Genomic DNA, 24,614 nt, shown 5'->3' with positions numbered 1-24,614 from the left:
CGTGAGCCTGCTTTCGATCGACAATCTCTCCGTCGTCATCGGCGGCCGCGTCGCCGCGCTCAGCGACGTCTCGTTCACCGTCGACGCCGGCGAGGTCGTCGGGCTGGTCGGGGAGAGCGGCGGCGGCAAGAGCATGGTCGGCCGGGCGATCGTCGGCATGCTGCCCACCGGCTCGGTGGCGACCGGCCGGGTCGGCTTCGAGGGCGTCGATGTGCTGACCATGTCCGCCGAGCGGCTGGCCCACCACCGCGGCCACGGCGCCGCGATGTGCTTCCAGAACCCGCGCGGCGCGCTCAGCCCGACCCGGACCGCGGGGCGGCAGCTGGTCGACCGGCTCCGGACCCATCAGGACATGGACGGCGAGCGGGCCCGCGGGGCGGCGCTGGAGCTGTTCGAGGCGGTCGGCATCCGCAGCGCCCGCCGCCGCCTCGGTGCCTACCCGCACGAGCTGTCCGGCGGCATGGCCCAGCGGGTGATGATCTCGCTCGCCACCGGGTGTGCGCCGCGCCTGCTCATCGCCGACGAGCCGACCACGGGCCTCGACGTCACGCTGACCGCCGAGATCCTGCGGCAGTTCCGCCACGCCGCCGACACCGACGGCCGCGGCGTGCTGCTGATCTCCCACGACATCAACGCGATCGCGGCCGTGTGCGACCGCATTGTGGTCCTCTACGCCGGCACCGTCGTCGAGACCGGCCCGGCCCGGCAGGTGCTGACCGCGCCGGCGCACCCGTACACCCGGGCACTGCTGCGCTCGGTGCCCGACCTCGATGGCCGGCCCGTGGTGGTGACGCCGGGCGCGATGCCGCTGCTGCGCGAGGCCCCGGCCGCGTGCCCGTTCGCGCCGCGCTGCGCGCACGCCGAGGACGACTGCCGGACCTCCCAGCCGCAACCGGCGCAGCAGGGCCGGCGCTGGACGGCGGCCTGCTTCCACCCGCTGCACGACGCCGCCGAGGCGGGGCAGGCGGCCGACGTCACGGTCGGCACCCCGGCCCGGCGGGCCGCCACGACCGCGGACGCCGAGCCCGTGCTCGTCGTGGACGACGCGCACATGGTGTACAAGAGCCGGTTCGGCCGGGGTGGGCACCACGCGCTGCGCGGGGTCAGCCTCACCGTCGCCAAGGGCGAGCGGATCGGCGTCGTCGGCGAGAGCGGGTGCGGCAAGTCCACCCTCGCCCGGCTCATCGTGGGGCTTGCCAAGCCGACCCGCGGCAGCGTCACGGCGGCCCGCAGTTCGCTCGTCTTCCAGGACCCGATCGGCTCGCTCAGCCCGCGCCGGACCGTCGAGGACGCGATCGGCGAGCCGCTGCGTGCGCTCGGTCTCCCCGCGGCCGAGCGGGCCGGCCGGGCGGCCGCCGTGCTCGACCGGATGGAGCTGGACCGCTCGATCCTCGCCCGCCGGCCGCACGAGCTGAGCGGCGGCCAGGCGCAGCGGGTCGGCATCGCCCGCGCGCTCGTCGCCGAGCCGGACCTGATCGTCTTCGACGAGCCGACGTCGGCGCTGGACGTCACCGTGCAGGCGCAGATCCTCGCGGTGATCGACGAGGTCGCCGCGGACCGCTCGCACGGCTCGGTGTTCATCTCGCACGACCTTGCCACCGTCCGCGGGTTCGCCGACCGGGTCGTCGTGCTCTATCTCGGCCGGATCGTCGAGGAGGGGCCGGTCGAGGAGGTCTTCGCGCGGCCGCGGCACCCCTACACGCGGGCGTTGCTGTCGCGCGGCCTCTCGCCCGGCACAGCCCTGGTCCGCGACCTGGAGGAGGCCGACGCGACGGCCGGGTGCGCGCTTGCGGCCCGGTGCCCGTTCGTCACCGACCGGTGCCGGGGCGAGGACCAGCAGTTGCAGCAGTACGGGGAGAGCCGGGCCGCCTGCTGGCGGGTGCCGGAGATTGGGGAGTTGGTGTGAGCCTCAGGCTGGCCGTCGACATCGGCGGTACGTTCGTCGACGCGATGGAGCTGGACACCCGGACCAACCAGGTGCGGTTCCGCAAGGCGTCGACAACCCCGGCCCGCCCGGCCGACGGCGTGCTCGCCGCGGTGGCCGCGCTCGGCACGGATCTGTCCGATGTGGAGCTGTTCATCCACGGTACGACGCTGGGCCTCAACGCGGTGCTGGAGCGCCGCGGCGCGGCGACCGGCATCATCACCAACGAGGGCTTCCGGGACGTGTTCCTGATCGGGCGCGGCAACGTCCCGTCCGACCACATGTACGACTTCCAGTACGAGCGCCCGCCGAGCCTGGTGAAACGCCGGCACACGGCGGGGGTGAAGGGACGGCTGGACTACAAGGGCCGCGTGGTCGAGGACCTCGACGCCGACTCGGTGCTGGCCGCCGCCCGCGAGCTGGTCGAGGTCCAGGGCGTGCGGTCGATCGCCATCTGCTTCCTGCACGCGTTCCTCGACCCGTCGCAGGAGCGCGCCGCGGCGGCCCTCATCCGGGAGCGGTACCCCGACGTCAGCCTCTCGCTGTCGACCGACATCGCCCGCGAGTACCGCGAGTACGAGCGCACCAGCACCACCGTGCTGGAGGCATACATCCGCCCGATCTTCGAACGCTACGTCGACGAGCTGGAGCAGGGCCTGGCCGACGGCGGCTTCGCCGGGCGCTTCCTCATCATGCGCTCCGGCGGCGGATCGATGACCAGCGAGGCGGCCAAGCGCTCGCCGACCCACACCGTCCTCAGCGGACCGGCCGGCGGCATCGTCGGCGCCGCGTACCTCGCTGGCGCGCTGGGCCGCGACAGCCTCCTCACCTTCGACATCGGGGGCACCTCGCTCGACGCGTGCGTCATCGAGCAGGGCAGCGCGGTCGCCGCCCACGAGGCGCAGCTGGAGCACTTCCCGCTGCTGATCCCGACGTACGACATCCGCACCATCGGCGCCGGCGGCGGCTCGATCGCCTGGCTCGACCGGGGCCTGCTCAAGGTCGGCCCGCAGAGCGCGGGCGCCGACCCGGGCCCGGTCTGCTACGGCCGCGGCGGCACCCGCCCAACCGTCACCGACGCGGCCGTCGCGCTCGGCTACGTGGACCCGGACCGGTTCCTCGGCGGCGCGATGGGGCTGCAGGCCGACGCAGCCCGCAAGGCCCTCGACGAGCAGGTGGCCGCGCCGCTCGGGCTGCCGGTCGAGGCGGCGGCCGCGGGCATCTTCGACGTGCTGCTCGCGCGCACCGTCGGCGCGGTCCGGCAGATCACCGTCGAGCGTGGCCGCGACCCGCGGCAGTTCTCGCTGCTCGCCTTCGGCGGCGCCGGGCCGCTGCTGGCGCCGCTGCTCGCCCGGGAGATGGGCATCGCGGAGGTCATCGTGCCGTTCGCGCCGTCGGGCTTCTCGGCGTGGGGCATGCTCAGCGCCGACATCGAGGACAACTTCAGCCGTACCCTGATGACCCCGCTCGACGAGGTCGAGCCGGCGGCGGTCGAGGCGACCTTCGCCGAGGTCGAGGCCGAGGCGCTGGCCTCGCTCAGCGCGCAGGGCGTGCCCGCGCAGCTGGCGGTCCTGCAGCGCCAGCTGGAGCTGCGCTACCTCGGGCAGGAGCACAGCCTCACGGTCACGATCGGGCGCGACACCCTCGACCCCGACGGCGCGCGGGCCGCCTTCCAGGAGCTGCACTCCGCCCGGTACGGCCACGCGATGGCCAACCGCCTGCAGATCCTGAACCTGCGCCTGCGTGCGGTGGGCCGCACGGCGAGCCCGACACTGGTCGAGCCGCCGCCGGGCGACGGCAACCCCGCCCGGGCCCTGCTCGGGCGGCGGGACGCGTTCGACTTCGGCGCCCGCGCGGTCGTGCCGTTCGACGTCTACGACCGGGCGCTGCTCGCGCCGGGCGACGCGTTCGACGGCCCGGCGCTGGTCGACGAGGGCACGTCCACGACGGTGGTCCCCTCGGGCCAGCGGGTGTCGGTCGACGCGCACGGCTACCTGCTGGTGCGTGCGGCATGAGCACTTTGGATGGTGCCACCGCCGAGGTCGTGCGCTCCTACCTGCTCGCCGCGGCCGAGGAGATGCGGGCGACGCTCATCCGCACCTCGTTCAACCCGGTCATCTACGAGGTCCACGACTTCGGGCTCTCGCTGTACGACGCCGACCTGCGGCTGGTGGCCGAGGCGACCGGCCTGACGTTCTTCCTCGGCGCCAACGACTTCTCGCTGCGCAAGGGCGTGGAGTACGTCGGGCGGGAGAATCTGCACCCGGGCGACGTCGTGCTGCTCAACTACCCGTACTGGAACGCCGCGCACGCCTACGACGCGACGCTGTTCGCCCCGGTGTTCGAGCCCGGCGGACCGCTGCTGGGCTTCCTCTGCGTCCGCGCGCACTGGATGGACCTCGGCGCCAAGGACCCCGGCTACGTGCTCGACTCCACCGACGTACACCAGGAAGGCATCCTCTTCCCGGGCACCAAGGTGGTGTCGCGCGGCGAGCCGGTCCGCGAGATCCACGAGCTGATCCGGTTCAACTCGCGCATGCCCGACGAGGTGATGGGCGACCTGCACGCCCAGATCGCCGCGCTGCGCACCGGCGAGCGCCGGCTGCTGGAGATCGTCGAGAAGTTCGGCCGGCCGACCGTCGAGGCGACGATCGAGCGGATGATCGCCGACGGCGCCGCCCGCACCCGCTCGGCCCTGACCGCGCTGCCGCAAGGCTCCTGGACCGCCGAGGACGTGCTCGACGACGACGGCATCACCGACGAGCCGATCAACATGAAGGTGACCGTCACGATCGCCGACGGCACGTTCACGGTCGACTTCGCCGGGTCGTCGCCGGCCGTGGCCGGGCCGGTCAACATGCCCTACGGCGCGACCGAGGCGATCTGCAAGGTCATCCTCAAGTCGCTGACGTCGGCCGACCAGCCCTCCAACGCCGGCACCGTCGCGCCGCTGGTGGTGAAGGCGGAGCCCGGCACGCTGTTCCACGCCGTCTACCCGCAGCCGACGTTCACGCTCTGGACCGGCATCGTCGCGGTCGAGCTGATCCTCAAGGCGCTCGCTCAGGGCATGCCCGACCGGCTGCCGGCCTCGTCGGGCGGCGACGTGCCCGGGTTCATGATGGTCGGCATCCACCCCGACACCGGCGCGCTGTTCGCGGTGTCCAACAACGAGCCCGTGGGCTGGGGCGGCACGCCGCACCACGACGGCATGAACGCCGCCACCCACGTCTCCGGCAGCACCGGGCGGATCACGCCGATCGAGGTGCTGGAGGCGAAGACCGGCATGTTCTTCGAGCGGATGGAGATCCGCACCGACTCAGGCGGGGCCGGCCGGTTCCGCGGCGGGGCGGGCCTGCACCGCGACATCCGGTTCGTCACGCCGGGGGAGTTCCTGTCGGTCATCAAGAAGACCAAGGCCCGGCCGTGGGCGCTTTCCGGCGGACGGTCCCCGGAGGCGAACCGGGTGATCATCTTCCCGGGTACCGACCGGGAGCAGTCGGTCAGCACCAAGCGCACCGTCGTCGCCGTTGGGGACCGGGTCACGCTACTGACCGCCGGTGGCGGCGGGCACGGCGACCCGCGCGAGCGCGACCCGGAGCTGGTGCGCGAGGACGTGGCCGAGGGGTATGTGTCGGCTGAGCAGGCCCGCGAGGTCTACGGGGTCGAGGATGCCTGAGGTCGACGGCGCCACCGCCGAGGTGGTGCGCAGCTACCTTGTGGCCGCGGCCGAGGAGATGCGCGCCGCGCTCGTGCGCACCGCGTTCAATCCGGTCATCTACGAGGTCCACGACTTCGGCATCTCGATCTACGACGCCGGCCTGCGCCTGATCGCCGAGTCGACGGGCCTGTCGCGCTTCCTCGGCGCCAACGACTACTCGATCCGCAAGGGCGTGGAGTACGTCGGCCGGGACACGCTGCGGCCGGGCGACATCGTGCTGCTCAACTACCCGTACTGGAACGCCGCGCACGCCTACGACGCGACGCTGTTCGCGCCCGTGTTCGTCGACGACGCGCTTGTGGCCTTCCTCTGCGTCCGGGCCCACTGGATGGACCTCGGCGCCAAGGACCCCGGCTACGTGCTCGACTCCACCGACGTACACCAGGAGGGCCTGCTGTTCCCGGGCACCCGCGTATTCGCGGGCGGTGAGCCGGTCCGGGAGATTCACGAGCTGATCCGCTTCAACTCGCGCATGCCCGACGCGGTGCTCGGCGACCTGCATGCCCAGGTGGCGTGCCTGCGCACCGGCGAGCGGCGGGTCGCCGAGCTGTTCGGTACCTACGGCCGGGAAACGGTGGCCGCGGTGGTCGACACCGTCGTCGCCGCCGCCGAGCGGTCCGCCCGGGAGGCCGTCGACGCCCTGCCCCAGGGCTCGTGGACGGCCGAGGACTGGCTCGACGACGACGGGATCACCGACGACCCGATCCTGATGCGGGTCACCGTGACGATCGCCGGCGGCACGTTCACCGTCGACTTCGCCGGCTCGTCGCCGGCCGTGACGGGCCCGGTCAACCTGCCCCTCGGCGCGACGATCGCCACCTGCCGGGTGGCGTTCAAGGCGATCACCACGCCGACCGAGCAGACGAACTCCGGCCACTTCGCGCCGCTGATCGTGCGCGCCGAGCCGGGCACGCTCTTCCACGCCGTCTACCCGGCCGCGACGTTCACCCAGTGGACCGGCACCGTCGCGCTGGAGCTGATCTACAAGGCGCTGGCGCAGGGCATGGGCGGCCGGCTGCCGGCCTCGTCGGGCGGCGACGTGCCCGGGTTCATGATGGTCGGCGTCCACCCGGACACCGGATCGCTGTTCGCGGTCTCCAACAACGAGCCGGTCGGCTGGGGCGGGGCGCCCGGGCACGACGGCATCGGGCCGGCCAACCACCCGTGCCAGACCCAGGCCCGCATCACGCCGGTCGAGGTGCTGGAGGCGAAGACCGGCATGTTCTTCGAGCGGATGGAGATCCGCACCGACTCGGGCGGGGCCGGACGGTTCCGTGGCGGACCCGGGCTGCGCCGGGACATCCGGTTCGTGACCCCGGGCGAGTTCCTGTCGGTCATCAAAAAGACCAAGTCCCCGCCCTGGGCGAGCGACGGCGGCGCGGCCCCGGAGGCGAACCGAATCCTGGTGTTCCCCGGCACGGCCCGGGAGCGCGCCGTCAGCACCAAGCGCACGGCCGTTGCGGCCGGCGACCGGGTGACGGTGCTGACCGCCGGCGGCGGGGGACACGGCGACCCCGCGCTGCGCGATCCGGAGGCGGTTCGCGAGGACGTGGCCGACGGCTACGTCTCCGCCGACGCCGCCCGCACGATCTACGGAGTGGAACCATGAGCCTGCTGCTGGAGAACTGCACGGTCGTCGACGGTCGGATCCAGCCGGTCGAGGACGCCGCCGTCTGGGTGATCGGCGAACGGATCGCCGCCGTCGGCCCGCGCGAGCGGGTGCTGGCCGAGATCGACGGCGATCCGGCCCGCATCGACCTCGACGGCGCCTGGCTCACCCCGGGCCTGGCCAACATGCACACCCACCTGTCGCTCACCCTGCCGGGCGCGGCCGGTGACCGGCTCAAGCAGATGGGCCCGCACGAGCTCGCGCTCTACATGGCCGACGGCGCCCGCCGTACCCTCCACTGTGGAGTGACGACGGTCCGGTGCGTCGCCGAGAAGGACCACGCCGACTTCGCGCTGCGCCGGTCGATCGAGGCCGGCCGCACGCCCGGGCCGCGGATCTTCACCGCCGGGCGCGCCCTGGTGTGCACCGGCGGCCACGGCCACGAGAGCAGCGACACCCTCGAGTGCGACGGCGCCGACGGCTTCCGGCGCGGGGTCCGCGAGCAGGTCAAGGCCGGCGCCGACCTGATCAAGGTGATGATCTCCGGCGGCATCGCCGGCCGGCACGAGTCGATCGACACACGCCAGCTGCACCCCGACGAGCTGGCGGCGGTGCTGAAGACCGCGCACGACTGGGGCCGGCGGGTCACCGCCCATGCCGGCCCGGCGCCGGTCATCACCGAGGCGGTCGAACTGGGCCTCGACTGCGTCGAGCACGGCTACGAGCTGACCGCGGAACTGGCCGCGCTCATGGCCGAGCGCGGCACGGCCCTGGTGCCGACCCTGCTCGTCACCCGGTGCAAGGCGTTCTTCGACGAGCTGGGCGTCCCGGAGTGGATGCAGCAGCGGTCGCTGGGCGCGGGCGACCGGCACCTGGAGAGCTTCGCGATGGCCGTCGCCGCCGGGGTGGAGGTGCTGCTGGGCAGCGACATGCCGCCGTTCTGGTCGTTCGAGGGCACCAACGCCACCGTGCGCGAGCTGGAGCACATGTCGGCCGTCATCGGGCCGGGGCAAGCGCTCCACGCCGGCACGCTCGGGCCCGTGCGCTGGCTGCGGGCCGAGCAGGACCTGGGGACGGTCGAACCGGGCAAGTTCGCCGACCTCATCGCGATGGACCAGGACCCGTCCGCGGACACCTCGGCGTTCCGGGGCGTGCGCTGGGTGATGAAGGGAGGCGCCGTGGTGCGCGACGACCGGGCCGGGGTGCGGCCGTGACGGCGGGTGCGGAGATCGCCGCCGCGATCGACGACATGTACGCCGCGTTCCTCGCCGGCGACCGGGCCCGCTTCGACGCCCACCTCGACGCGGATGTCACCACCTGGGAGACGCATCTGCCGGGTCCGCTGCGCACCCGGGCCGAGCTCGACGAGTACCGCGACAGCCGCGACGCCGGTGGCCGGCGTCCGGTGCTGGCCGAGATGGTCGCCCGCGCGAAGCGCATCGACGTGTGGGGCGACACCGGCGTGGCCCGCTACGAGCTGTACTGCCGCGGCGAGGACGAGGCGTCCGTCACCCGCGTCACCGACGTGCTGCGCCGCACCGGCGACGGCTGGCGGATCGTCCACCACCACGCGGAGCTGGTGCAGCCGTGAAGCGCCTCGTCGCCCACCGCGACGGCGAGCCGCTCGACGTGCTCGCCGTCGCCGACGTGCCGGACGACCCGGAGCCCGGCCCGGGCCGCGTGACCGTCGCGGTCGAGGCGGTCGGCCTCAACTTCCTCGACGTGATGCTCTGCCGCGGTACCTACCCGGTGCGCCCGGAACCTCCGGTCACGCCGGGGGTCGAGTTCAGCGGGCGGGTCCTGACCGGGCCCGACGCCGGCCGCGAGGTGATCGGGTGCCCGGCGCTGCCGCACGGCGCCCTCGGCGAGACCGTCACCGTCGACGCCGGCCTGCTCGTGCCGCGTCCCGCCGGGCTCGACCCGGTGACCGGCGCGGGGATCCCGGTGACGTACCAGACCGCGTGGTTCGCCCTGGAGCGGGCCGGAGTGTCCACAGGGGACACCGTGCTCGTGCACGCCGGGGCCGGCGGGGTCGGCGTCGCGGCCACCCAACTCGCCGTCGCCCGCGGCGCGCGGGTGATCTGCACCGCCGGCGGCCCGGCGAAGACCGAGGCGTGCCGCGCCAACGGCGCCGACGTCGCGATCGACTACCACACCGAGGACTTCCCCAAGGCCGTCGCCGCCGCGACCGGTGGCGCGGGCGTCGACGTGGTGGTCGACCCCGTCGGCGGCGACGTGTTCGCCCGCTCGCTGGACTGTCTCGCCTTCGAGGGCCGCATCGTCGCCGTCGGCGCCGCGGCCGGACCGCCGCCGGCCGTCGACCCGATGCGCCTCGTCGCCCGCAACGCCACCCTCGTCGGCCTCTCGTGGGGATCGGCCTACCCCTGGCGGCGACCGGACGAGGTCGCCGCCGCCTACGAGGCGCTGTTCGCCCTGTGCGCCTCGGGCGCCGTCCGGCCGCCGGTCAACCGGGTCGAGCCGCTCGAAGGGGCGCCCGCGGCGCTGCAGGACCTGGCCGCCGGGCGTACCACCGGCAAGATCGTCGTCCGGATCGGAGGGTGAGGAATGTCCGAAGACAACGACATGGAGATCTACGACCTCAGGGTCACCGTCGACCACATCGAGGGCCGCTCCGTCTGCGGGATGGCGGTCGGTGACTGCTTCGAGCTGGAGCGCAGCGCCCACCTGCGGCTGCCCGACGGCAAGCATTTCTGCGTGTACGCCCTGGCGGCCGTCCTGCCGTTCCTGGCGGCCAAGCAGCGCGCGCTGCCGGCCGGCGACTGGCTGGAGCGCGACACCCTGTTCTGCTGCCCCGATCCGGAGGAGCGCCTGGTGATGCGGGTCGAGCGCACCCGCCGGCGCGGGATGCGATCGGCGGATCTCACGTGAGCGCCCCGGCGCGGGCCGAAATCGGGCTGGGCATACAGAGCGACAAGCGGCCCGGCGATTACGCCCGCCTCGCCCGGGCGGCCGAGGCGCACGGGTTCGACGTGCTGACCGTCTTCGGCGATCTCATGTTCCAGCCGCCGATCTTCCCGCTGCTGGAGATGGCCGGCGCCACCTCTCGGGTGCGGCTCGGCGCCGCCTGCCTCAACCCGTACTCGATGGCCCCCTACGAGATCGCCGGGCAGGTCGCCGCGCTCGACCTCGCCTCGGCCGGCCGGGCCTACCTCGGGCTGGCCCGGGGCACCTGGCTCGGCGCGGTCGGGATCGATCAGCCCCGCCCGATCGCCGCGCTCGGCGAGGCGGCCGAGGTCGTCTACCGCCTGCTCGGCGGCCGGACCGACGGCTTCGACGGCCGGGTGTTCCGGCTCGCGCCGGGCATCGCCCTGCGCTACCCGGTCCAGCGCCCCGACCCGCCACTGCTGATCGGTGCGTGGGGTGCGCAGGGCGCAGCGCTCGCCGGCCGGATCGGCGCCGAGATCAAGGTCGGCGGCAGCGCCAACCCGGCGATGATCGGAGTGGTGCGCGAGCGGCTACGGGCGGGCGCCGAACCGGCCGGCCGGTCCGTGACCGACGTGCGGATCGTGCTCGGCGCGGTGACCGTGGTCGACCGCGACGGCGCCGCCGCCCGGGCCAAGGCCCGCACCGAGGTCGCGATGTACCTCGCGGTGGTCGCCGAGCTCGACCCGACCGCGGGCGTGCCGGCGGATCTCGTCCGCCGGGTCGCCGAGCTGGTCGACCGGGGCGAGCACGAGGCCGCCGGTCGGCTCGTGCCCGACGACGTGCTCGACCTGTTCGCGTTCTCCGGCACACCGGAGCAGGTCGCGGCCCAGGCGCAGACGCTGATCGACGCCGGCGTCGGGCGGGTGGAGTTCGGCACACCGCACGGGCTGACCGACGACGGGGGCGTGGACCTGCTAGGCGGCGTGGTGCTGCCCCTGCTGCGACGGGAGGCGGCGTGAACGTCGACGTGATCGTGGGCCCGGACGTGGTCGCCGACCTCGACCTGGTGCGCGAGCTGGCCGCGGCCGAGTTCGCCGGGCTCGGCGTGGACGGCGCCGTCCGCGAGGCAACGGACCTCGGGACGGCGCTTTCGGGCGCGACCGGCGCCGTCGTCGCGCTGCCCGGGCCCACGGCGCCGGCCCGGCGGCTGATGACGGCGCCAGGCCGGCACGCCCCGCGCACGGTGTGGCTCGACCTGACCGCGACCGGCCCGCAGCCCGTCGCGGCCGGGTCGGAGCACCATCAGGGCCGCGAGATCTGGGGTGTCACCTGGGCCGTCCGGCGGGCCGTGCACCGGCTGCAGCACCCGGCCCGGCGCATCGCCTACGGTCCGGACGCGGAGCAGTGGGGCGAGCTGCGGCTGCCCGCCGGCACCGGCCCGGCGCCCGTCGCCGTGCTGCTGCACGGCGGCTTCTGGCGCTCGGTCTGGGGCGCCGACCTCATGGACGCGATGGCGATCGACCTGGCGGAGCGTGGCTTCGCGGCGTGGAACCTCGAGTACCGGCGCCCGGACCGCCACGGCTGGGCGGCCACGACGGCCGACGTGGCCGCAGGCCTGGCCTTCGCGGGCCGCGCCGATGCCCGGGTCGACCCGTCGCGGCTGGTGCTGTTCGGTCATTCGGCCGGCGGGCAGCTCGCGGTGCGGGCGGCGGCCGACGCGCCCGGGGCGGTCTCGGTGGTCGTATCGCAGGCGGGCGTGCTCGACCTGACCGAGGGGCAGCGGCGCGCGATCGGCACCGGGGCGGTCGCCGCGGCGCTGTGCGGCGACGAGGCCGCGCTGGCGGCGACGAGGCCGCGCTGGCGGCGGCGGACCCGCTGCTGCGGCTGCCGCTGGGGGTGCCGGTGGTCGTGGTGCAGGGCCGGGCCGACGGCCTGGATCTCGTCGACATGTCCCGCCGCTACGCCCGGGCCGCGCTGGCCGCCGGCGACCGGGTGGTCCGGCTCGAGCTGGCCGGCGACCATTTCGACGTGATCGACCCGCGCACGCCGGCCTGGACGGCCACCATGGAAGCGGTCAACAAGATTTTGACGTGAGAGTGAACAACGATCTTCAGAACAGGCGCGGGGTCACCACCGAGACCACGGTGGTGACCCCGTCCGTGTCGTTGTAGAGCCGGTGCGGGGTGCTGGAGCGCAGGTGCAGGCTGTCGCCCGGGAAGAGCCGATGCTCGATGCCGTTGACCTCGTAGAGCAGTTCGCCCGACACCACGTAGGCGAACTCCTCGCCGGCGTGGCCGTAGGCCTCCTCGCGGCGCCCGCCGGGGGCGATGTGCACGACCATGGGCTCGAGCACCAGGTGCGGGCCGCGGTCGGAGAGCATGCGGTAGGTGGTCTGGCCGGAGACGTACTCCGTCGCGCCGTTCTGGGCGCGGGTCAACGTGAAATGGTCCGGCAGGTCGTCGGTCGGCGCCGGCGGCGGTGCCGCCTGGTCCTCCTCGTGGAAGAACTCGGCGACCGGGCGGTCCAGAGCCGCGGCGACGCCGTTGAGGGCGGTCAGGCCGATCGCCGAGATGCCCCGCTCGACCTGGGAGAGGAACCCGATGGACAGGCCGGACTGGGTGGCGAGGCCCCGCAGCGTGAGCCCGCGCTCCTTGCGGAACTGGCGCATCCGTGCACCGACCAGCGCCTGCCCGTTGCTCTCGACGCGGTCCTGCCTTGCCGTCGTGCGCACCCTACGAACCTCCTGCGGAAACTTGTTCAATCCTATCGAACTTGGCCCGTTGGTGAGCACCCCCGAAAGTCCTTGATCCTCGGTCATCCGCGCCACAGTTGGCGGGGTGCTGTTGCGTTGGCGGTTCGCATGATCGAGGCACGCTTGAATGGTGAAGCGTCGAGCTCAGCGAGGCCCTGCCCTGCCAGCGCGTTCGGCGTCTGCTGGGTTCCGGTTCCGCCTGAGGTGATCGTGGTGGCGGTCCGCTGGTACCTGCGCTACGGGCTGTCCTACCGCGACGTTGAAGAGCTGCTGCTCGAGCGTGGCACAGACCGACCACGCCGGGCGGGCGCCCGATCGCGTCCGGGTCGCCGCCGGCGCGCCGGGCCAGCAGTTCGATCAGGCGGTCCGTGGCACGTCGGCAGGTGACGGGCAGGGCGTGTTGCGGCACTCGGCGTGAATGGCGCGGTCCGGATCCGGGACCCGTCCGACCCCAACTCGATGAAGCGTCTCTTGCTTGCGCCTCACTGACCTGGTACGAATGCTCATCTCAGAACTTAGGTTCATGTATATGAACCATCTGGCCGGCCGGAGGGTCACATGGATGAGCGGCGCCCAATCCCGGGTTTGTTCTCCACCAGCACGTCGATCTCTCGTCGGAGCCTGCTGCGCGGCGCGCTTGCGGCGGGCCTGACCGTTCCCACGGCGTCGCTGTTCGCTGCGTGCGGCGGTGCGTCCACTCCGAAGACCAACGACACTCCCGGGACGCTGTCGATGACCGCCTGGGAGGCGTACCCGGATCAGATCCGCACCCTGCTGTCGTCCTTCAAGGACCAGTCCGGCGTGGGCGTGGATCTGTCCCTCATCCCGAACGTCGGCTACGGCCCGGCCCTGCAGACGCGGCTGCAGGGCGGCCAGGCGATCGACGCCTTCTACAACTTCGCCTACGCCTCGACCAAGTACGTCGACGCGGGCTGGGCCGGAACGCTCAACAAGTTCGCCGGCGTCGAGGACATGCTCAACGACATGTTCCCCGCGTCGGCGGCCCGGCACCGGCTCGCGGACGGCCGGATCATCAGCGTCCCGTACTTCTCCGCGGTGCACAGTCTCATGTACAACCAGAGCCACCTACAGAAACACGGCATCAGCGCACCTCCGACCACGAAGGAGGAGGTGTACGAGCAGTGCAAGAAGCTCAAGGCCGCCGGGGTGGCCAGCCCGTACGCGGGCTACTGGACCAAGCAGTTCCTTGAGGAGTACTTCCTCGTCTACCTGCTGGCCGACGGGATCACGCCGTTCGACGCCAAGGGTGCCCCGGTCTTCGCCGACGACGCCAAGACGCTCGGCGTCATGGAGTGGTGGAAGGCGATGTACCAGGAGGGACTGACGTCCAAGGAGGTGCTCACCGCCGACCCGGGCGCGCACGTCACCGCGATGGCACAGGGCAACTCCACGTTCTTCGAGTTGCACCACTACTTCCTGCAGATCGTGCGCACGGCCGACGGTCCGGAGTCGAAGAACGTCACGATGCTGTATCGCCACCCCGGCACGGCCGGCAAGACGCTGCAGATCGGTGAGGTCATCCAGATCGGGGCCACGGCGGGCGGCGCGCGGGCCGAGGAGGCCTGGAAGCTGCTGAAGTTCTACGGCTGGAAGGACGAGGCCGGCAAGTACTCCACGTTCACGTCCTGGGCGAAGGCGGCGGCGCTGCTCGGCCCGTACCCGGGGCTGTTCAAGGACAAGGACTTCCTGGCCGCGTTCCCGGACTACTACGACATGCCGAAGCTGGAGGACGCCTTCGCCAACCAGAGCGACGTGGTCCCGGCGCGGGTCGCCCCGTGGTACGCCTCGTTCCAGGTCAAGGTCGGCGACCGGCTCCAGGCGATGCTGCTCGGCCAGGCCGGCGTCAAGGACACCGTCGTCGGGCTCGCCGCGGACGCCAAGAACCTCGCCGCCGCGGGCAGCTAGCATGGCCGAGACGATGGCCCCGGCCCCGCGGCGGCGCACGTCGCCGCGGGCCCGGGCCGACGCCCGGTTCGGGCTGGTCCTCGCCACCCCGGCGCTGGTGTTCGTGCTGGGACTGGTCGCCTGGCCGGCGATCCGCACGACGATCTACTCGCTGCAGCGGGTCAGCTTCGCCGGCGAGGCGCGGTGGGCGGGGTTCGCGAACTTCCAGACGCTGTTCGCCGACGAGCAGTTCCGGCACGCGCTCACCACAACGGTGCTCTACGCGGTCGGCTTCCTGCTCGTCTCCACCCTGCTGGGGCTCGGGTTCGCGCTGCTGCTCAACACCGGCTTCCGCGGCCAGTGGCTGGCCCGCAGCCTGCTCATCGTCCCGTGGGCCTGCCCGTGGGTGATGGTCGGCATGATCTGGAAATGGTTCGTCGACGGTGAGGTGGGCGCGCTCAACGGCGTCCTCCTGGCCCTCGGCCTGGACGGCGTGGCGCCGCTGTCGGACAGCACCGGCGCCCTCATCGTCGCGATTCTCGCCGGGGCCTGGCGGCAGGCGTCGTTCACCGGGCTGCTGTTTCTGGCCGGGCTGCAGACGATCCCGCGGGAGTTGCCGGAGGCCGCGATGGTCGACGGAGCCAACGCCTGGCAGCGGCTGCGCCGCCTGACCCTGCCCTGGCTGCGGCCGGTCATCGTCGTCGTGGTCATCATCAACACGATCTTCGGGTTCATGCAGTTCGACACGATCTGGGCGCTGACCCAGGGCGGCCCCGGCGACGCCACCTCGGTCCTGTCGATCTACCTGTACCAGCAGCTATTCGTCTACACGAACACCGGCCTCGGCTCGGCCACCGCCGTCGTCCTCGGCGGCATCGCGCTCGTCCTCGGGTTCGTGTTCGTCAAGCTGCTGTACCGCTCGAGCACCATCACGGAGGGCGTCGAGTGAAGCGTTCACGGCTCGCCTCGGCTGGGATCTACCTCGGGTTCGCGCTGTTCCTCGTCTGGATCCTGTTCCCGCTGTACTTCACCGTGCTGAGCAGCTTCATGGGCCCGTCGGAGATCGGCGCCAAGCCGTTCCACTGGTGGCCGCACGACCCCACGCTGGCCAACTATGTCGCCATCTTCACCGGCAACAGCGCGCCGTTCTCCACCGGGCAGGACGGCGGGATCGTCTCGAGCACCGACGCGGTCGCCCGGCTGATGCCGGCGATCGCCCGGAGCCTGGTCGTCGGCGTCGCCGTGGTCGCCAGCAACCTGGTCATCGCCGGTGCCGCCGGGTACGCGTTCTCGCGGTACGAGTTCCGCGGCTCGCGCCTTGCGTACCTGCTGCTGCTCGCTTCCCGGGTGGTGCCGGCCATCGCGATCGTGCTGCCGTTCTTCGTCGCGTTCCGGCAGCTCGGGCTGCTCAACACGTCGCTCGCCCTGATCATCAGCTACAACGCGTTCACGCTGCCGTTGGCGATCTGGCTGCTCAAGACGTACTTCGACAGCGTACCCAAGGAGCTGGAGGAGGCCGCCGAGGTCGACGGCGCGTCCCGGTTGCGCTGCCTGCTGGTGGTCGTCACCCCGATCGCCCGGCCCGGGCTGATCGCCGCCGGCCTGCTGGTCTTCCTGGAGGCGTGGAGCGAGTTCTTCTACTCGCTGGTGCTCACCAACGCCCTCACAGTGCCGCCGGTCGTGGCCGGCCTGCAGAACCTCCAGCAGTTCTCCTGGACGACGCTGGCCGCGGCCACCATGTTCACGGTCGTCCCGCCGGTGCTCATCGCTCTGGCGTTTCAGCGGTACATCGTGGCAGGTCTCGCCGCAGGGAGTGTGAAATGATCGAAAGTCTTGCCGGGAAGGTCATGACCGTCCTCGGGCCGATCGAGCCCGAGGACATGGGCAACACCCTCACCCACGACCACGTGCTGGTCGACGGGTGGGGACTGCGCCAGCTGTACGAAGCGATCCTCGACGACGAGGAGATCGCCGTCGAGGAGGTCCGCCGGTTCGCCGCGGCCGGCGGCCGGACGATCTGCGACCCGACGAACATCGGGCTCAAGCGCGACCCGCAGGCCCTGCGCCGGATCAGCGAGGCCAGCGGCGTCAACATCGTGATGGGCGCCGGCTGGTATCGCGAGGTCGTCTACCCCGGCTACATCACCACCGACAGCACCGAAGCCCTCGCCGACCGCCTCGTCGCCGAGATCACCGACGGCGTCGACGGCAGCGGCATCCGCCCCGGCTTCATCGGCGAGATCGGCACCGAGCGCGGCCACATCACCCCGCACCAGGAGCGGGTGTTCCGCGCCGCCGGCCGGGCCCACCGCCGCACCGGCTGCCCGATCATGACCCACACCACCCACTGGGGCGAGCTGGCCCTCGAGCAGCTCGACCTGCTCGCCGAGGAGCGGGTCGACCCGGCCCGCGTCATCGTGTCGCACCTGGGCGACCGGCGCGGGACGAAGTGGTGGCTGCCGATCGCCGAACGGGGCGCCTGGCTCAACATCGACAACCTGGCCTTCGTGCAGGGTTACGCGCCCCTGTCGTTCCGGGCCGACAACGTCGCCGAGCTGTGTGCCATGGGACTGGCCGGGCAGCTGATGCTGTCCAACGACATCTGCGAGCTGGGCCAGCTCGCCGCGTACGGCGGACCGGGCTACGCCAACGTGATCGAGACCTTCCTGCCCATGCTGCGCGACCGGGGAGTGTCCGAGGAGGACATCCACCGCATGACGGTCGCAAACCCCGCCCGGGCGTTCGCGTTTGCGGCGGCGCCCGCCACAGAACCTGGAGAACAACCATGAGCACAACGGCAGTCGTGGTCGGCGCGGGTCGAGGCATCGGGCAGGCGATCGGCGAGGACCTCGCCCGCGCCTGCCCCGGCGACCGGCTGGTCCTCGCCGACATCGACGCCGCCCTCGTCGAACGCGTCGCGGCTACGCTGCGGTTGCAGGGCGTCGAGGCGACTGCCCGCCACGTCGACATCACCGATGAGAAGTCGGTACAGGACCTGGTCGACGAGACCGCCGAGGCGGACAAGGTCGCGATCGCCGCCGGGGTCTTCGACAGTTCACCCACCCTCGACGTCACCGTTGCCGACTTCGAGCGCATCCTCCGGGTCAACACCATCGGCTGCTTCGACGTGGCCCGCCGCTACGCCGCCGGCATGGCCGCCCGCGGGAGCGGGTCCATCGTGGCGGTCGCGTCCGTCGCCGCGCGGATGCCCCGGATGCGGCAGGCCGCCTACGCGGCGTCCAAGGCCGCCCTGCGCCAGTCGCTGCGGGTCCTCGCCTTGGAGGTCGCTGGCAGCGGGGTCCGGGTCAACACCGTCTCGCCCGGGCCGACGGACACGGAGATGATGCGGCAGCTCGCCAGCGACCACGCCTCCGTCGACGACCTGGCCGACGGCAGCCTCCTGGCGTTCCGCCCCCGGATCCCGGCCGGCCGGGTCGCCCGCGGCAGCGAGGTCGCCGCCGTGGTGCGCTTCCTGCTCTCCGCGGAGAGCTCCCACATCCTGCTCGGCGACATCGTCGTCGACGGCGGCGAGCTGCTGGGCATGTGAGGAGCGACGTCGTGATCAGGCTTGGCATCGTCGGCGCCGGGATCATGGGCGCCAAGGTGGCGGCGACCGCCGAAGGGCTGCCCGGGGTGCGAGTCACCGCCGTCGCCGACCCGGTTCCCGGACGCGCCGCCGCGCTGACCGACCGGTCGGGCGGCATCCCGTTCGCCGGCTTCCCCGAACTGCTCGACTCCGGCGCGGTCGACGCCGTCTACCTCGGGCTGCCCCACGACGGCCACGCCGACGCCTGCGTCGAGGCGGCGGCAAGCGGCGTCCACGTCCTGATCGACAAGCCGCTGTGCAACACCGTCGCCGAGGCGGACCGGATCATCGCGGCCCGGGACGCGGCCGGCATCGTGCTCATGGTCGGGTTCAGCTACCGGTTCCGGGCCGAGTGGCTCGCGGCCCGAAGGCTGGTCGCCGACGGCGTGATCGGGGAGCCGCTGTCGGTCACCGACGTGATCGTCGAGGCGACGCCCGACACGCCGTCCTGGTACTGGGACGCCGGCCGCGGCGGCGGGATCCTGCAGCTGCAGGCGCACCACTGCTTCGACCGGCTGCCGTGGCTGGTCGGCGGGCCCCTGGCCGAGCTGACCTGCCGCACCACCGGCCTGGCCGGGGAGGCCGAGTCGGCGGCCGCGATCACCGGGACGTTCGCGTCCGGGGCGGTCGCCGGGATCGCGCTGTCGTTCGGTCGCACGCACGTGGCCGGCCCCCGGTCGTTGACCGTCGTGCAGGGCAGCGCCGGGCAGCTGCGGATCGAGCAGGGCGGCACGCTCGCCGTGTCGTCCACGGCGGGAGAGCGGGCCGAGTCGTACGCCGGCGACGACTGGCTGCGCCGGCAGCTCTCGGCGTTCATGGCGGCCTGCGCCGGGCCGGAGCCCGCCGTCCCGGCCGCCGAGGACGGGCGGCTGGCCGTGGTCTGCGCCGCCGCCGCGGCCGAGTCGGCCCGCACCGGGCAGCCGGTGAGGCTGTCATGAGCGGTCCGGAGCGCAGCGGAGGTGATGGCATGAACGGGTTCGTGCTCCGCGGCGGCCTGGTCTGCGACCCCGAGACCGGCACCCTGGCCCCAGGGGACGTCGTCATGCGCGACGGGCGGATCGCCGGCACCGCCGGCGCGGCGGACCGGGTCGTGGACGTGTCGGGGCTGGTGGTGACGCCTGGCCTGGTCGACCTGCACACGCACGTCTTCGTCGGCCAGGACCTCGGTGTCGATCCGGACGTGGTCGGCCCGCCCAGCGGGGTCACGACCATGGTGGACACCGGCAGCGCCGGCGCGCACCTGTTCGGGGCGTTCGTCCGCGGTACGGTCGAACAGGCCCGCACCCGGATCGGCGCGTTCATCAACATCTCCACCGTCGGTGCCACGAGCATCCTGCTCTCCGGAGAGCTGAAGACCCTCCCGTACGTCGACCCCGCCGCCTGCCGCGCGGCGATCGCCGAACACCGGGAACGGATCATCGGCGTGAAGGTCCGGGCGTCCGCCGATGTCGCCGGCGACAACGGCGTCGTCGCCCTGGACCGGGCTCGCGAGGTCGCCGACGCCGAGGGGCTGCCGCTGATGGTGCACCTCGGGCCGCCGCCGGCGTCTCTGGCCGACATCCTGGCCCGGCTCGGCCCCGGCGACGTCCTCACTCATTGCTTCACCGGCTTGTCCGGCACCCCGTACACCGAGCACGGCCGGGTCGTCGACCTGGTCTCCGAGGCCCGGCAGCGCGGCGTGCTCTTCGACGTCGGGCACGGCATGTGCGGCTTCGACCTGGAGCAGGCCCGGGCCGCGGTCGGCGCCGGGTTCCTGCCCGACACGATCAGCTCCGACCTGCACACCTACTCCCGCGACATCGTCGGCGGCCTGCCGGACGTGATGGCGAAGTTCCTCGGGCTCGGCGTCGCCCTGCCCGAGGTGGTCCGCCGCACGACGGTGGCGCCGGCCCGGGTCGCCGGGCTGGACGGCGCCGGCGTCGGGACCCTCCGCGCCGGTGCACCGGCCGACGTCGCGGTTTTGCGGGTGACCGAAGACCCGGCCCCGGCCGTCGCGGCCGTGCTGACTGTCCGGGCCGGCGAGATCGTGTACCGCGCCGAACCAATCTGAAAGGGCATCGACACATGGACATTTATGCTGAACTGGGCGTACGGACCATCATCAACGCGGTCGGGCCGGCCACCCGGCTGGGCGGCCTGCCGCTGTCCGACGACGTAGTGGAGGCGATGCGGGCGGCGGGCGCGCGCAACGTGCGCATGGACGAGCTCCAGGAGGCCGCCGGCGCCGAGATCGCGGCCCTGCTCGGCGCGCCCGCCGCCTACGTCACCAGCGGCGCCGCCGCGGCCCTGAGCCTCGCCACCGCCGTCTGCCTCGCCGGCGACCGCCCGGCGGCGATCGACGTGCTGCCCGACGTCGCCGGGCCCCGCCGCCGGGTCATCATCCAGCGGGCCCACCGGGACCCCTACGACCACGCGCTGACCGCCGTCGGCGCGGACCTGGTCGAGATCGGCTATCCCGGCTCGACCCGCCCCGACGAGCTCGTCCGGGAGCTCGACGAACGGGCCGCGCTGGTGCTGTGGCGGCCCGGCCGCGGCGGCGACCACCTCGGCATCGCCGAGGTCTCGGAACTGGCCCACCGCGCCGATGTGCCGGTGCTCGTCGATGCCGCGATGGACGTACCACCCCTGGCGAGGCTCGCGGAACTGTTCGACGGCGGCGCCGACCTGGTCGCGATCAGCGCCGGAAAGGCCTTCCGGGGCCCGCACACCGCCGGGATCCTCTGCGGCCGGGCCGACCTGGTCGGCGCCGTCGCCCTGCACCACCAGGACATGGACATCCGGCCCCGCACCTGGCAGCGCTCGGAGATCACCGGCGCCGACCCCGTCCGCGGCCGGCACGGCATCGGCCGGGGCATGAAGGTCGGCCGCGAGCAGATCGTCGGTCTGCTCGTCGCCCTGCGGGCGTTCGTCCGGGACCCGGACGCCCACCACCGGCACGGGGCGCAGGAGTTGGCCGACATCCGGGCCGTGCTGGAGGCCGACGCCCGGTGCGCGGTCCGGGACGGCTACGAGCACCACCTCGACGTGCCGGTACTCGAGATCGACCTGTCCGCGTCCGGTCGCGACGCCGATGACGTTGTGCGGGAGCTGGACCGGGGCACGCCTCGCATCCACGTCGGCGAGGACCGCGCCTGGCAGGGCGTGCTCGTCGTCAACCCGATGGGACTGCGGCCCGGCGACGGTGCCGCGCTTGCGAAGCGACTGGTCGAGGTGCTCGACCAATGACGAGCCCGTGGCGGCTGGCGGCGGCGCCGGTGGCCCGCATGCCGATCGTGGGCTCGGCGGCGTTCTTCGGCCGCAACGACCACGACTTCTACGACCTGTGGTTCTACGTCTGGTTGGTCACCGACGGCGAGCGGACCGGGCTGATCGACACCGGCCTGCCGATCGGCGACGCCGACCGGGCGGCGCTGGAGACGGCCAATCAGGCCCTCGACCCGCGATGCGCGTTCCACGACGTGCGGCTGCTGCCGGAGGCCCTCGACGCGCTCGGGGTCCGCGGCGAGGACGTCGACTTCGTCCTGCTCACCCAGACGATCACGTACCACACCGGCGGTCTCCTGCCGAACCTGCTCCCGCGGGCCACGATCTACGCCTCGTACGCCGGGGTACGGGAGATGTTGTGCGCGCCGCCGGGACACCCACCGACCGAGTTCTACTTCACGAGCGGCACCTGGTCGTTGCTGCGGGACCTGGCGGTCGCCGGGCGGCTCGTGCTGACCGACGGGCCGGTCACCGTGGCGCCCGGGCTGGAGTTCGAGACGACCGGCGGCCACCACCCCGGGTCGGCCGGCGTCCGGGTCCGCTGTGCCGACGGCGTGGTCGGCCTGCTGGAGACGGCGTTCTTCGACCGCAACATCGCCGAGGAACTCCCGATCGGCATCGCCGAGGACGCCGCCGCGTGCCGCCGGGCCATCAAACAGTATCGACGCGTGTGTGATGAGGTGGTGGCGTTGCACGACCCGGGCAACGCGGCGCGCTTCCCGATCGAACCTGGTCGGGACAGCCGGTCACACCCCAGCACGCAAGGAGGCCAGCGTCATGACCGCCACCCGTAACCCCCCGCCGAACGTCCAGTCCACGACCGGTGTCAAGTCTGCCGAGCGGGTTCTGGATCTCATGGAGTACCTGGCGGCGCACCCCTCCGGCGCGACGTTCCCGCAGATCAGCCAGGACCTGGGCTTTCCCAAGAGCAGCCTGCACGCGCTGCTGGGCACGTTGGTGGGCCGTGGCTGGATCTATCTGGATGAGGAGCGGCGGCGCTACCGGATCGGGGTGCGGGTCTGGGAGACCGCGCAAAGCTTCGCCTACCTGGACAGTCTCGCCCGCCGGGCCGAACCGCACCTGCGGGCGGCCCGCGACAAGCTCAACGAAACCGTGCAGCTCGCCGTGCTCGACGGCATCGACAACGTCTACATCGCCAAGGTCGAGGCCGACCATCCGCTGCGGCTGGTGTCCCGGGTCGGGATGCGGCTGCCCGCCTACGCCACCGGCCTCGGCAAGGTACTGCTGGCCTACCTTGATCCGGCGGACCTGAAGGCACGCCTCGAGGGCGTGAGCATGCGCAAGTTCACTCAGCACACCATTGCCACGTCGCAGCAGCTGTTCGAGCGGGTCCAGGAGATCCGTGAGCGCGGCTTCGGCGAGGACGACGGCGAGTACACCCCTGGGGTCTTCTGCGTCGCCGTACCGGTCAGGGACGGCACCGGGCGGGTGGTGGCCGCGATGAGCTGCTCCATCCCCCGCGTCCGGCTCGGTGAGGGACCGGCGCACCGTGACCACCTGGTGAACACGCTGACCCGCCACTGCGACGCGATGTCCCGTGACCTCGGCTGGCGAGGCGGTGGCCAGTGACCAGTGTTCGTCCACATCAGACACTCAACCGGAAGTTGGAGACATGGTGCAGCAGATCCGGACCGACCGGGCCCCGGCCCCGGCCGGGGCGTACTCGCAGGGGCTGCTCGTCAACGGGCTGCTCTTCACTGCCGGGATGGGACCGGTCGACCCGGCCACTGGGGAGCTCGTCGGCCGTGACGTCGGCGAGCAGACCGTCCAGGTCCTGCGCAATCTCGACGAGGTGCTACGGGCCGGCGGAAGCTCACTCAGCCGGGTCGTGAAGGTCACCGTGCACCTGGCGGACCTGGCCGACTTCGCCGCCTTCGACCGGGCGTATGGCCGGCTGATGTCCGAGCCGCACCCGGTGCGCACGACGGTGGGGTCGACGTTGGCCGCAGGCATGCTCGTCGAGATCGACTGCGTGGCGGCAGCCGGCGGCTGACGCCACGCCCGCGGCGCTCAGGACAGCGGGGCCATCAACGGGGCGAGCCGGCCTGCGCAGGCTCGCAGCGCCGGCAGGTATCGCTGGGCGCGGTCGCCGGCGGCGCCCGCGCGGGCCGAGGGGGTGGAACAGCTCACGGCGGCGACGACCGCCCCCGACTCGCTGCGCACCGGCACGGCGACGCAGTAGAGCCCGACGGTGTATTCGCCGTCGTCCTCGGCGAAACCGTTGGTCCGCACGGCCGCGAGCCGGCGCAGCAGCTCGGCCTTGTCGCCGACAGTGCTCTTGGTGAACCGCTGCAACGTGACCCCGATCAGCCGGCGGCGCAGCTCGCCCGCGGGCAGGCCGGCCAGCAGCACCTTGCCCAGCGCCGTGGTGTGGGCGGGCAGCCGCAGGCCGACGCCGGAGACCAGGCGCAGCGGATGGTCGGACTCCTCCTTGGCCAGATAGACGTTGTCGAGGCCGTCCAGGACGGCCAGCTGCACCGTCTCGTTGAGCTCGTCGCGCAGCGCGCGCATCTCGGGTCCAACGAGGACGGTGATGTTCTGGTTGTGTGAGTACGCCTGCCCGACCTCCCAGGCGTGCAGCCCGACCCGGTAGACCCGGGAGTCCGGGTCCACGAACAGGTAGCCGTGGTCCGAGAGCACCCGCAGCAGCCCGTGCAGGCTGCTGCGGGGGAGCTTCAGGGCGGTGCGGATGCCGCTGGCGTCGATCCCGTCGCTGTGCCGCGCGACCAGGTCCAGGATCTGCAGAACCCGCTCGGCCGACTTGATCGAGCCGGCCGGCGTCGCGGCGTCTGCGGCGTCCTGAGATCGGGGTGTCGGCGCCATGGTTTCCGTCCATCTGTGTCCGTGAGTTGAGTCCCGAGCAGGGTGCCACACGCGTCCGATCGTAGGCAATCCACCGGTGATGAGCTGTGATAATAGGCAGCAGATTCAGATATCTGAACGAGTATT

General features: G+C 72.6%; 24 protein-coding genes. 22 read left to right on the top strand and 2 right to left on the bottom strand.

The window, feature by feature from the left end; genetic code table 11:
* The first annotated feature begins 1 nt into the window (after position 1).
* The 10 genes from ACFY3L_RS44205 to ACFY3L_RS44160 are packed head-to-tail and all read left to right on the top strand — an operon-like array spanning position 2 to position 12,169.
* Positions 2-1,906, top strand: coding sequence for a dipeptide ABC transporter ATP-binding protein (locus tag ACFY3L_RS44205; RefSeq protein ID WP_389339066.1), 1,905 nt, complete (start codon positions 2-4; stop codon positions 1,904-1,906).
* Complete coding sequence (locus tag ACFY3L_RS44200; protein ID WP_389339064.1) at positions 1,903-3,939, top strand: hydantoinase/oxoprolinase family protein; 2,037 nt, start codon at positions 1,903-1,905, stop codon at positions 3,937-3,939. The genes ACFY3L_RS44205 and ACFY3L_RS44200 overlap by 4 nt, the downstream gene beginning before the upstream one ends.
* Complete coding sequence (locus tag ACFY3L_RS44195; RefSeq protein ID WP_389339062.1) at positions 3,936-5,600, top strand: hydantoinase B/oxoprolinase family protein; 1,665 nt, start codon at positions 3,936-3,938, stop codon at positions 5,598-5,600. The genes ACFY3L_RS44200 and ACFY3L_RS44195 overlap by 4 nt, the downstream gene beginning before the upstream one ends.
* Positions 5,593-7,251, top strand: coding sequence for a hydantoinase B/oxoprolinase family protein (locus ACFY3L_RS44190; protein ID WP_389339060.1), 1,659 nt, complete (start codon positions 5,593-5,595; stop codon positions 7,249-7,251). The genes ACFY3L_RS44195 and ACFY3L_RS44190 overlap by 8 nt, the downstream gene beginning before the upstream one ends.
* Positions 7,248-8,465, top strand: a complete 1,218-nt coding sequence (locus ACFY3L_RS44185) for an amidohydrolase family protein (RefSeq protein ID WP_389339058.1) — start codon at positions 7,248-7,250, stop codon at positions 8,463-8,465. The genes ACFY3L_RS44190 and ACFY3L_RS44185 overlap by 4 nt, the downstream gene beginning before the upstream one ends.
* Positions 8,462-8,842: a nuclear transport factor 2 family protein gene (locus ACFY3L_RS44180; RefSeq protein ID WP_389339056.1), complete on the top strand. Its 381-nt coding sequence runs from the start codon at positions 8,462-8,464 to the stop codon at positions 8,840-8,842. The genes ACFY3L_RS44185 and ACFY3L_RS44180 overlap by 4 nt, the downstream gene beginning before the upstream one ends.
* Positions 8,839-9,813, top strand: coding sequence for a zinc-binding dehydrogenase (locus ACFY3L_RS44175; RefSeq protein WP_389339054.1), 975 nt, complete (start codon positions 8,839-8,841; stop codon positions 9,811-9,813). The genes ACFY3L_RS44180 and ACFY3L_RS44175 overlap by 4 nt, the downstream gene beginning before the upstream one ends.
* A 3-nt stretch (positions 9,814-9,816) precedes the next feature.
* Positions 9,817-10,140 (top strand): TIGR04076 family protein, encoded by a 324-nt coding sequence (locus tag ACFY3L_RS44170; protein WP_360563178.1) that lies wholly within the window; start codon positions 9,817-9,819, stop codon positions 10,138-10,140.
* Positions 10,137-11,156 carry an LLM class flavin-dependent oxidoreductase gene (locus ACFY3L_RS44165; RefSeq protein ID WP_389339052.1) on the top strand — a complete coding sequence of 340 codons (1,020 nt, stop codon included), beginning with the start codon at positions 10,137-10,139 and terminating at the stop codon, positions 11,154-11,156. The genes ACFY3L_RS44170 and ACFY3L_RS44165 overlap by 4 nt, the downstream gene beginning before the upstream one ends.
* Positions 11,153-12,169 (top strand): alpha/beta hydrolase family protein, encoded by a 1,017-nt coding sequence (locus ACFY3L_RS44160; RefSeq protein ID WP_389339050.1) that lies wholly within the window; start codon positions 11,153-11,155, stop codon positions 12,167-12,169. Before ACFY3L_RS44165 ends, ACFY3L_RS44160 begins: the two co-directional genes overlap by 4 nt.
* A gap of 78 nt (positions 12,170-12,247) precedes the next feature.
* On the opposite strand, the gene ACFY3L_RS44155 is transcribed toward ACFY3L_RS44160, so the two are convergent.
* Positions 12,248-12,868: a cupin domain-containing protein gene (locus ACFY3L_RS44155; protein ID WP_360563174.1), complete on the bottom strand. Its 621-nt coding sequence runs from the start codon at positions 12,866-12,868 to the stop codon at positions 12,248-12,250.
* 301 nt (positions 12,869-13,169) lie between these two features.
* On the opposite strand from ACFY3L_RS44155, the gene ACFY3L_RS44150 reads away from it, so the two are divergent.
* The 12 genes from ACFY3L_RS44150 to ACFY3L_RS44095 all read left to right on the top strand — a co-directional run bounded on the left by ACFY3L_RS44150 (position 13,170) and on the right by ACFY3L_RS44095 (position 23,658).
* On the top strand, positions 13,170-13,307 hold the full coding sequence (locus tag ACFY3L_RS44150) for a hypothetical protein (protein ID WP_389339161.1): 138 nt from the start codon (positions 13,170-13,172) through the stop codon (positions 13,305-13,307).
* A gap of 314 nt (positions 13,308-13,621) precedes the next feature.
* Positions 13,622-14,815, top strand: a complete 1,194-nt coding sequence (locus ACFY3L_RS44145) for an ABC transporter substrate-binding protein (RefSeq protein ID WP_360563148.1) — start codon at positions 13,622-13,624, stop codon at positions 14,813-14,815.
* Between the two features lies 1 nt (position 14,816).
* Positions 14,817-15,743 (top strand): carbohydrate ABC transporter permease, encoded by a 927-nt coding sequence (locus tag ACFY3L_RS44140; RefSeq protein WP_389339047.1) that lies wholly within the window; start codon positions 14,817-14,819, stop codon positions 15,741-15,743.
* Positions 15,740-16,618, top strand: coding sequence for a carbohydrate ABC transporter permease (locus tag ACFY3L_RS44135; protein WP_360563144.1), 879 nt, complete (start codon positions 15,740-15,742; stop codon positions 16,616-16,618). Before ACFY3L_RS44140 ends, ACFY3L_RS44135 begins: the two co-directional genes overlap by 4 nt.
* On the top strand, positions 16,615-17,583 hold the full coding sequence (locus ACFY3L_RS44130) for a phosphotriesterase (protein WP_389339045.1): 969 nt from the start codon (positions 16,615-16,617) through the stop codon (positions 17,581-17,583). Before ACFY3L_RS44135 ends, ACFY3L_RS44130 begins: the two co-directional genes overlap by 4 nt.
* Positions 17,580-18,341, top strand: coding sequence for an SDR family oxidoreductase (locus tag ACFY3L_RS44125; RefSeq protein WP_360563141.1), 762 nt, complete (start codon positions 17,580-17,582; stop codon positions 18,339-18,341). The genes ACFY3L_RS44130 and ACFY3L_RS44125 overlap by 4 nt, the downstream gene beginning before the upstream one ends.
* An 11-nt stretch (positions 18,342-18,352) precedes the next feature.
* Positions 18,353-19,318, top strand: coding sequence for a Gfo/Idh/MocA family protein (locus tag ACFY3L_RS44120; protein ID WP_389339043.1), 966 nt, complete (start codon positions 18,353-18,355; stop codon positions 19,316-19,318).
* Between the two features lie 29 nt (positions 19,319-19,347).
* Positions 19,348-20,430, top strand: coding sequence for an amidohydrolase family protein (locus tag ACFY3L_RS44115; protein ID WP_389339041.1), 1,083 nt, complete (start codon positions 19,348-19,350; stop codon positions 20,428-20,430).
* A gap of 14 nt (positions 20,431-20,444) precedes the next feature.
* Positions 20,445-21,605 carry an aminotransferase class V-fold PLP-dependent enzyme gene (locus tag ACFY3L_RS44110; RefSeq protein WP_360563135.1) on the top strand — a complete coding sequence of 387 codons (1,161 nt, stop codon included), beginning with the start codon at positions 20,445-20,447 and terminating at the stop codon, positions 21,603-21,605.
* On the top strand, positions 21,602-22,438 hold the full coding sequence (locus ACFY3L_RS44105; RefSeq protein WP_389339039.1) for a hypothetical protein: 837 nt from the start codon (positions 21,602-21,604) through the stop codon (positions 22,436-22,438). Before ACFY3L_RS44110 ends, ACFY3L_RS44105 begins: the two co-directional genes overlap by 4 nt.
* Positions 22,422-23,234, top strand: coding sequence for an IclR family transcriptional regulator (locus ACFY3L_RS44100; RefSeq protein ID WP_360563132.1), 813 nt, complete (start codon positions 22,422-22,424; stop codon positions 23,232-23,234). The genes ACFY3L_RS44105 and ACFY3L_RS44100 overlap by 17 nt, the downstream gene beginning before the upstream one ends.
* A 43-nt stretch (positions 23,235-23,277) precedes the next feature.
* Positions 23,278-23,658: a Rid family detoxifying hydrolase gene (locus tag ACFY3L_RS44095; RefSeq protein ID WP_360563130.1), complete on the top strand. Its 381-nt coding sequence runs from the start codon at positions 23,278-23,280 to the stop codon at positions 23,656-23,658.
* A 17-nt stretch (positions 23,659-23,675) separates the two neighbouring features.
* Here ACFY3L_RS44095 and ACFY3L_RS44090 read toward each other — a convergent pair whose 3' ends face one another.
* A complete protein-coding gene (locus ACFY3L_RS44090) occupies positions 23,676-24,488 on the bottom strand; it encodes an IclR family transcriptional regulator (protein ID WP_389339036.1) in 813 nt (270 codons plus the stop codon).
* Positions 24,489-24,614 lie beyond the last annotated feature (126 nt).

The organism is Dactylosporangium sp. NPDC000521 (assembly GCF_042898305.1).
Classification (GTDB): domain Bacteria; phylum Actinomycetota; class Actinomycetes; order Mycobacteriales; family Micromonosporaceae; genus Dactylosporangium.
The sequence above is the reverse complement of the archived record's forward strand: the minus strand, read 5'-3'. Positions and strand labels throughout refer to the sequence as shown.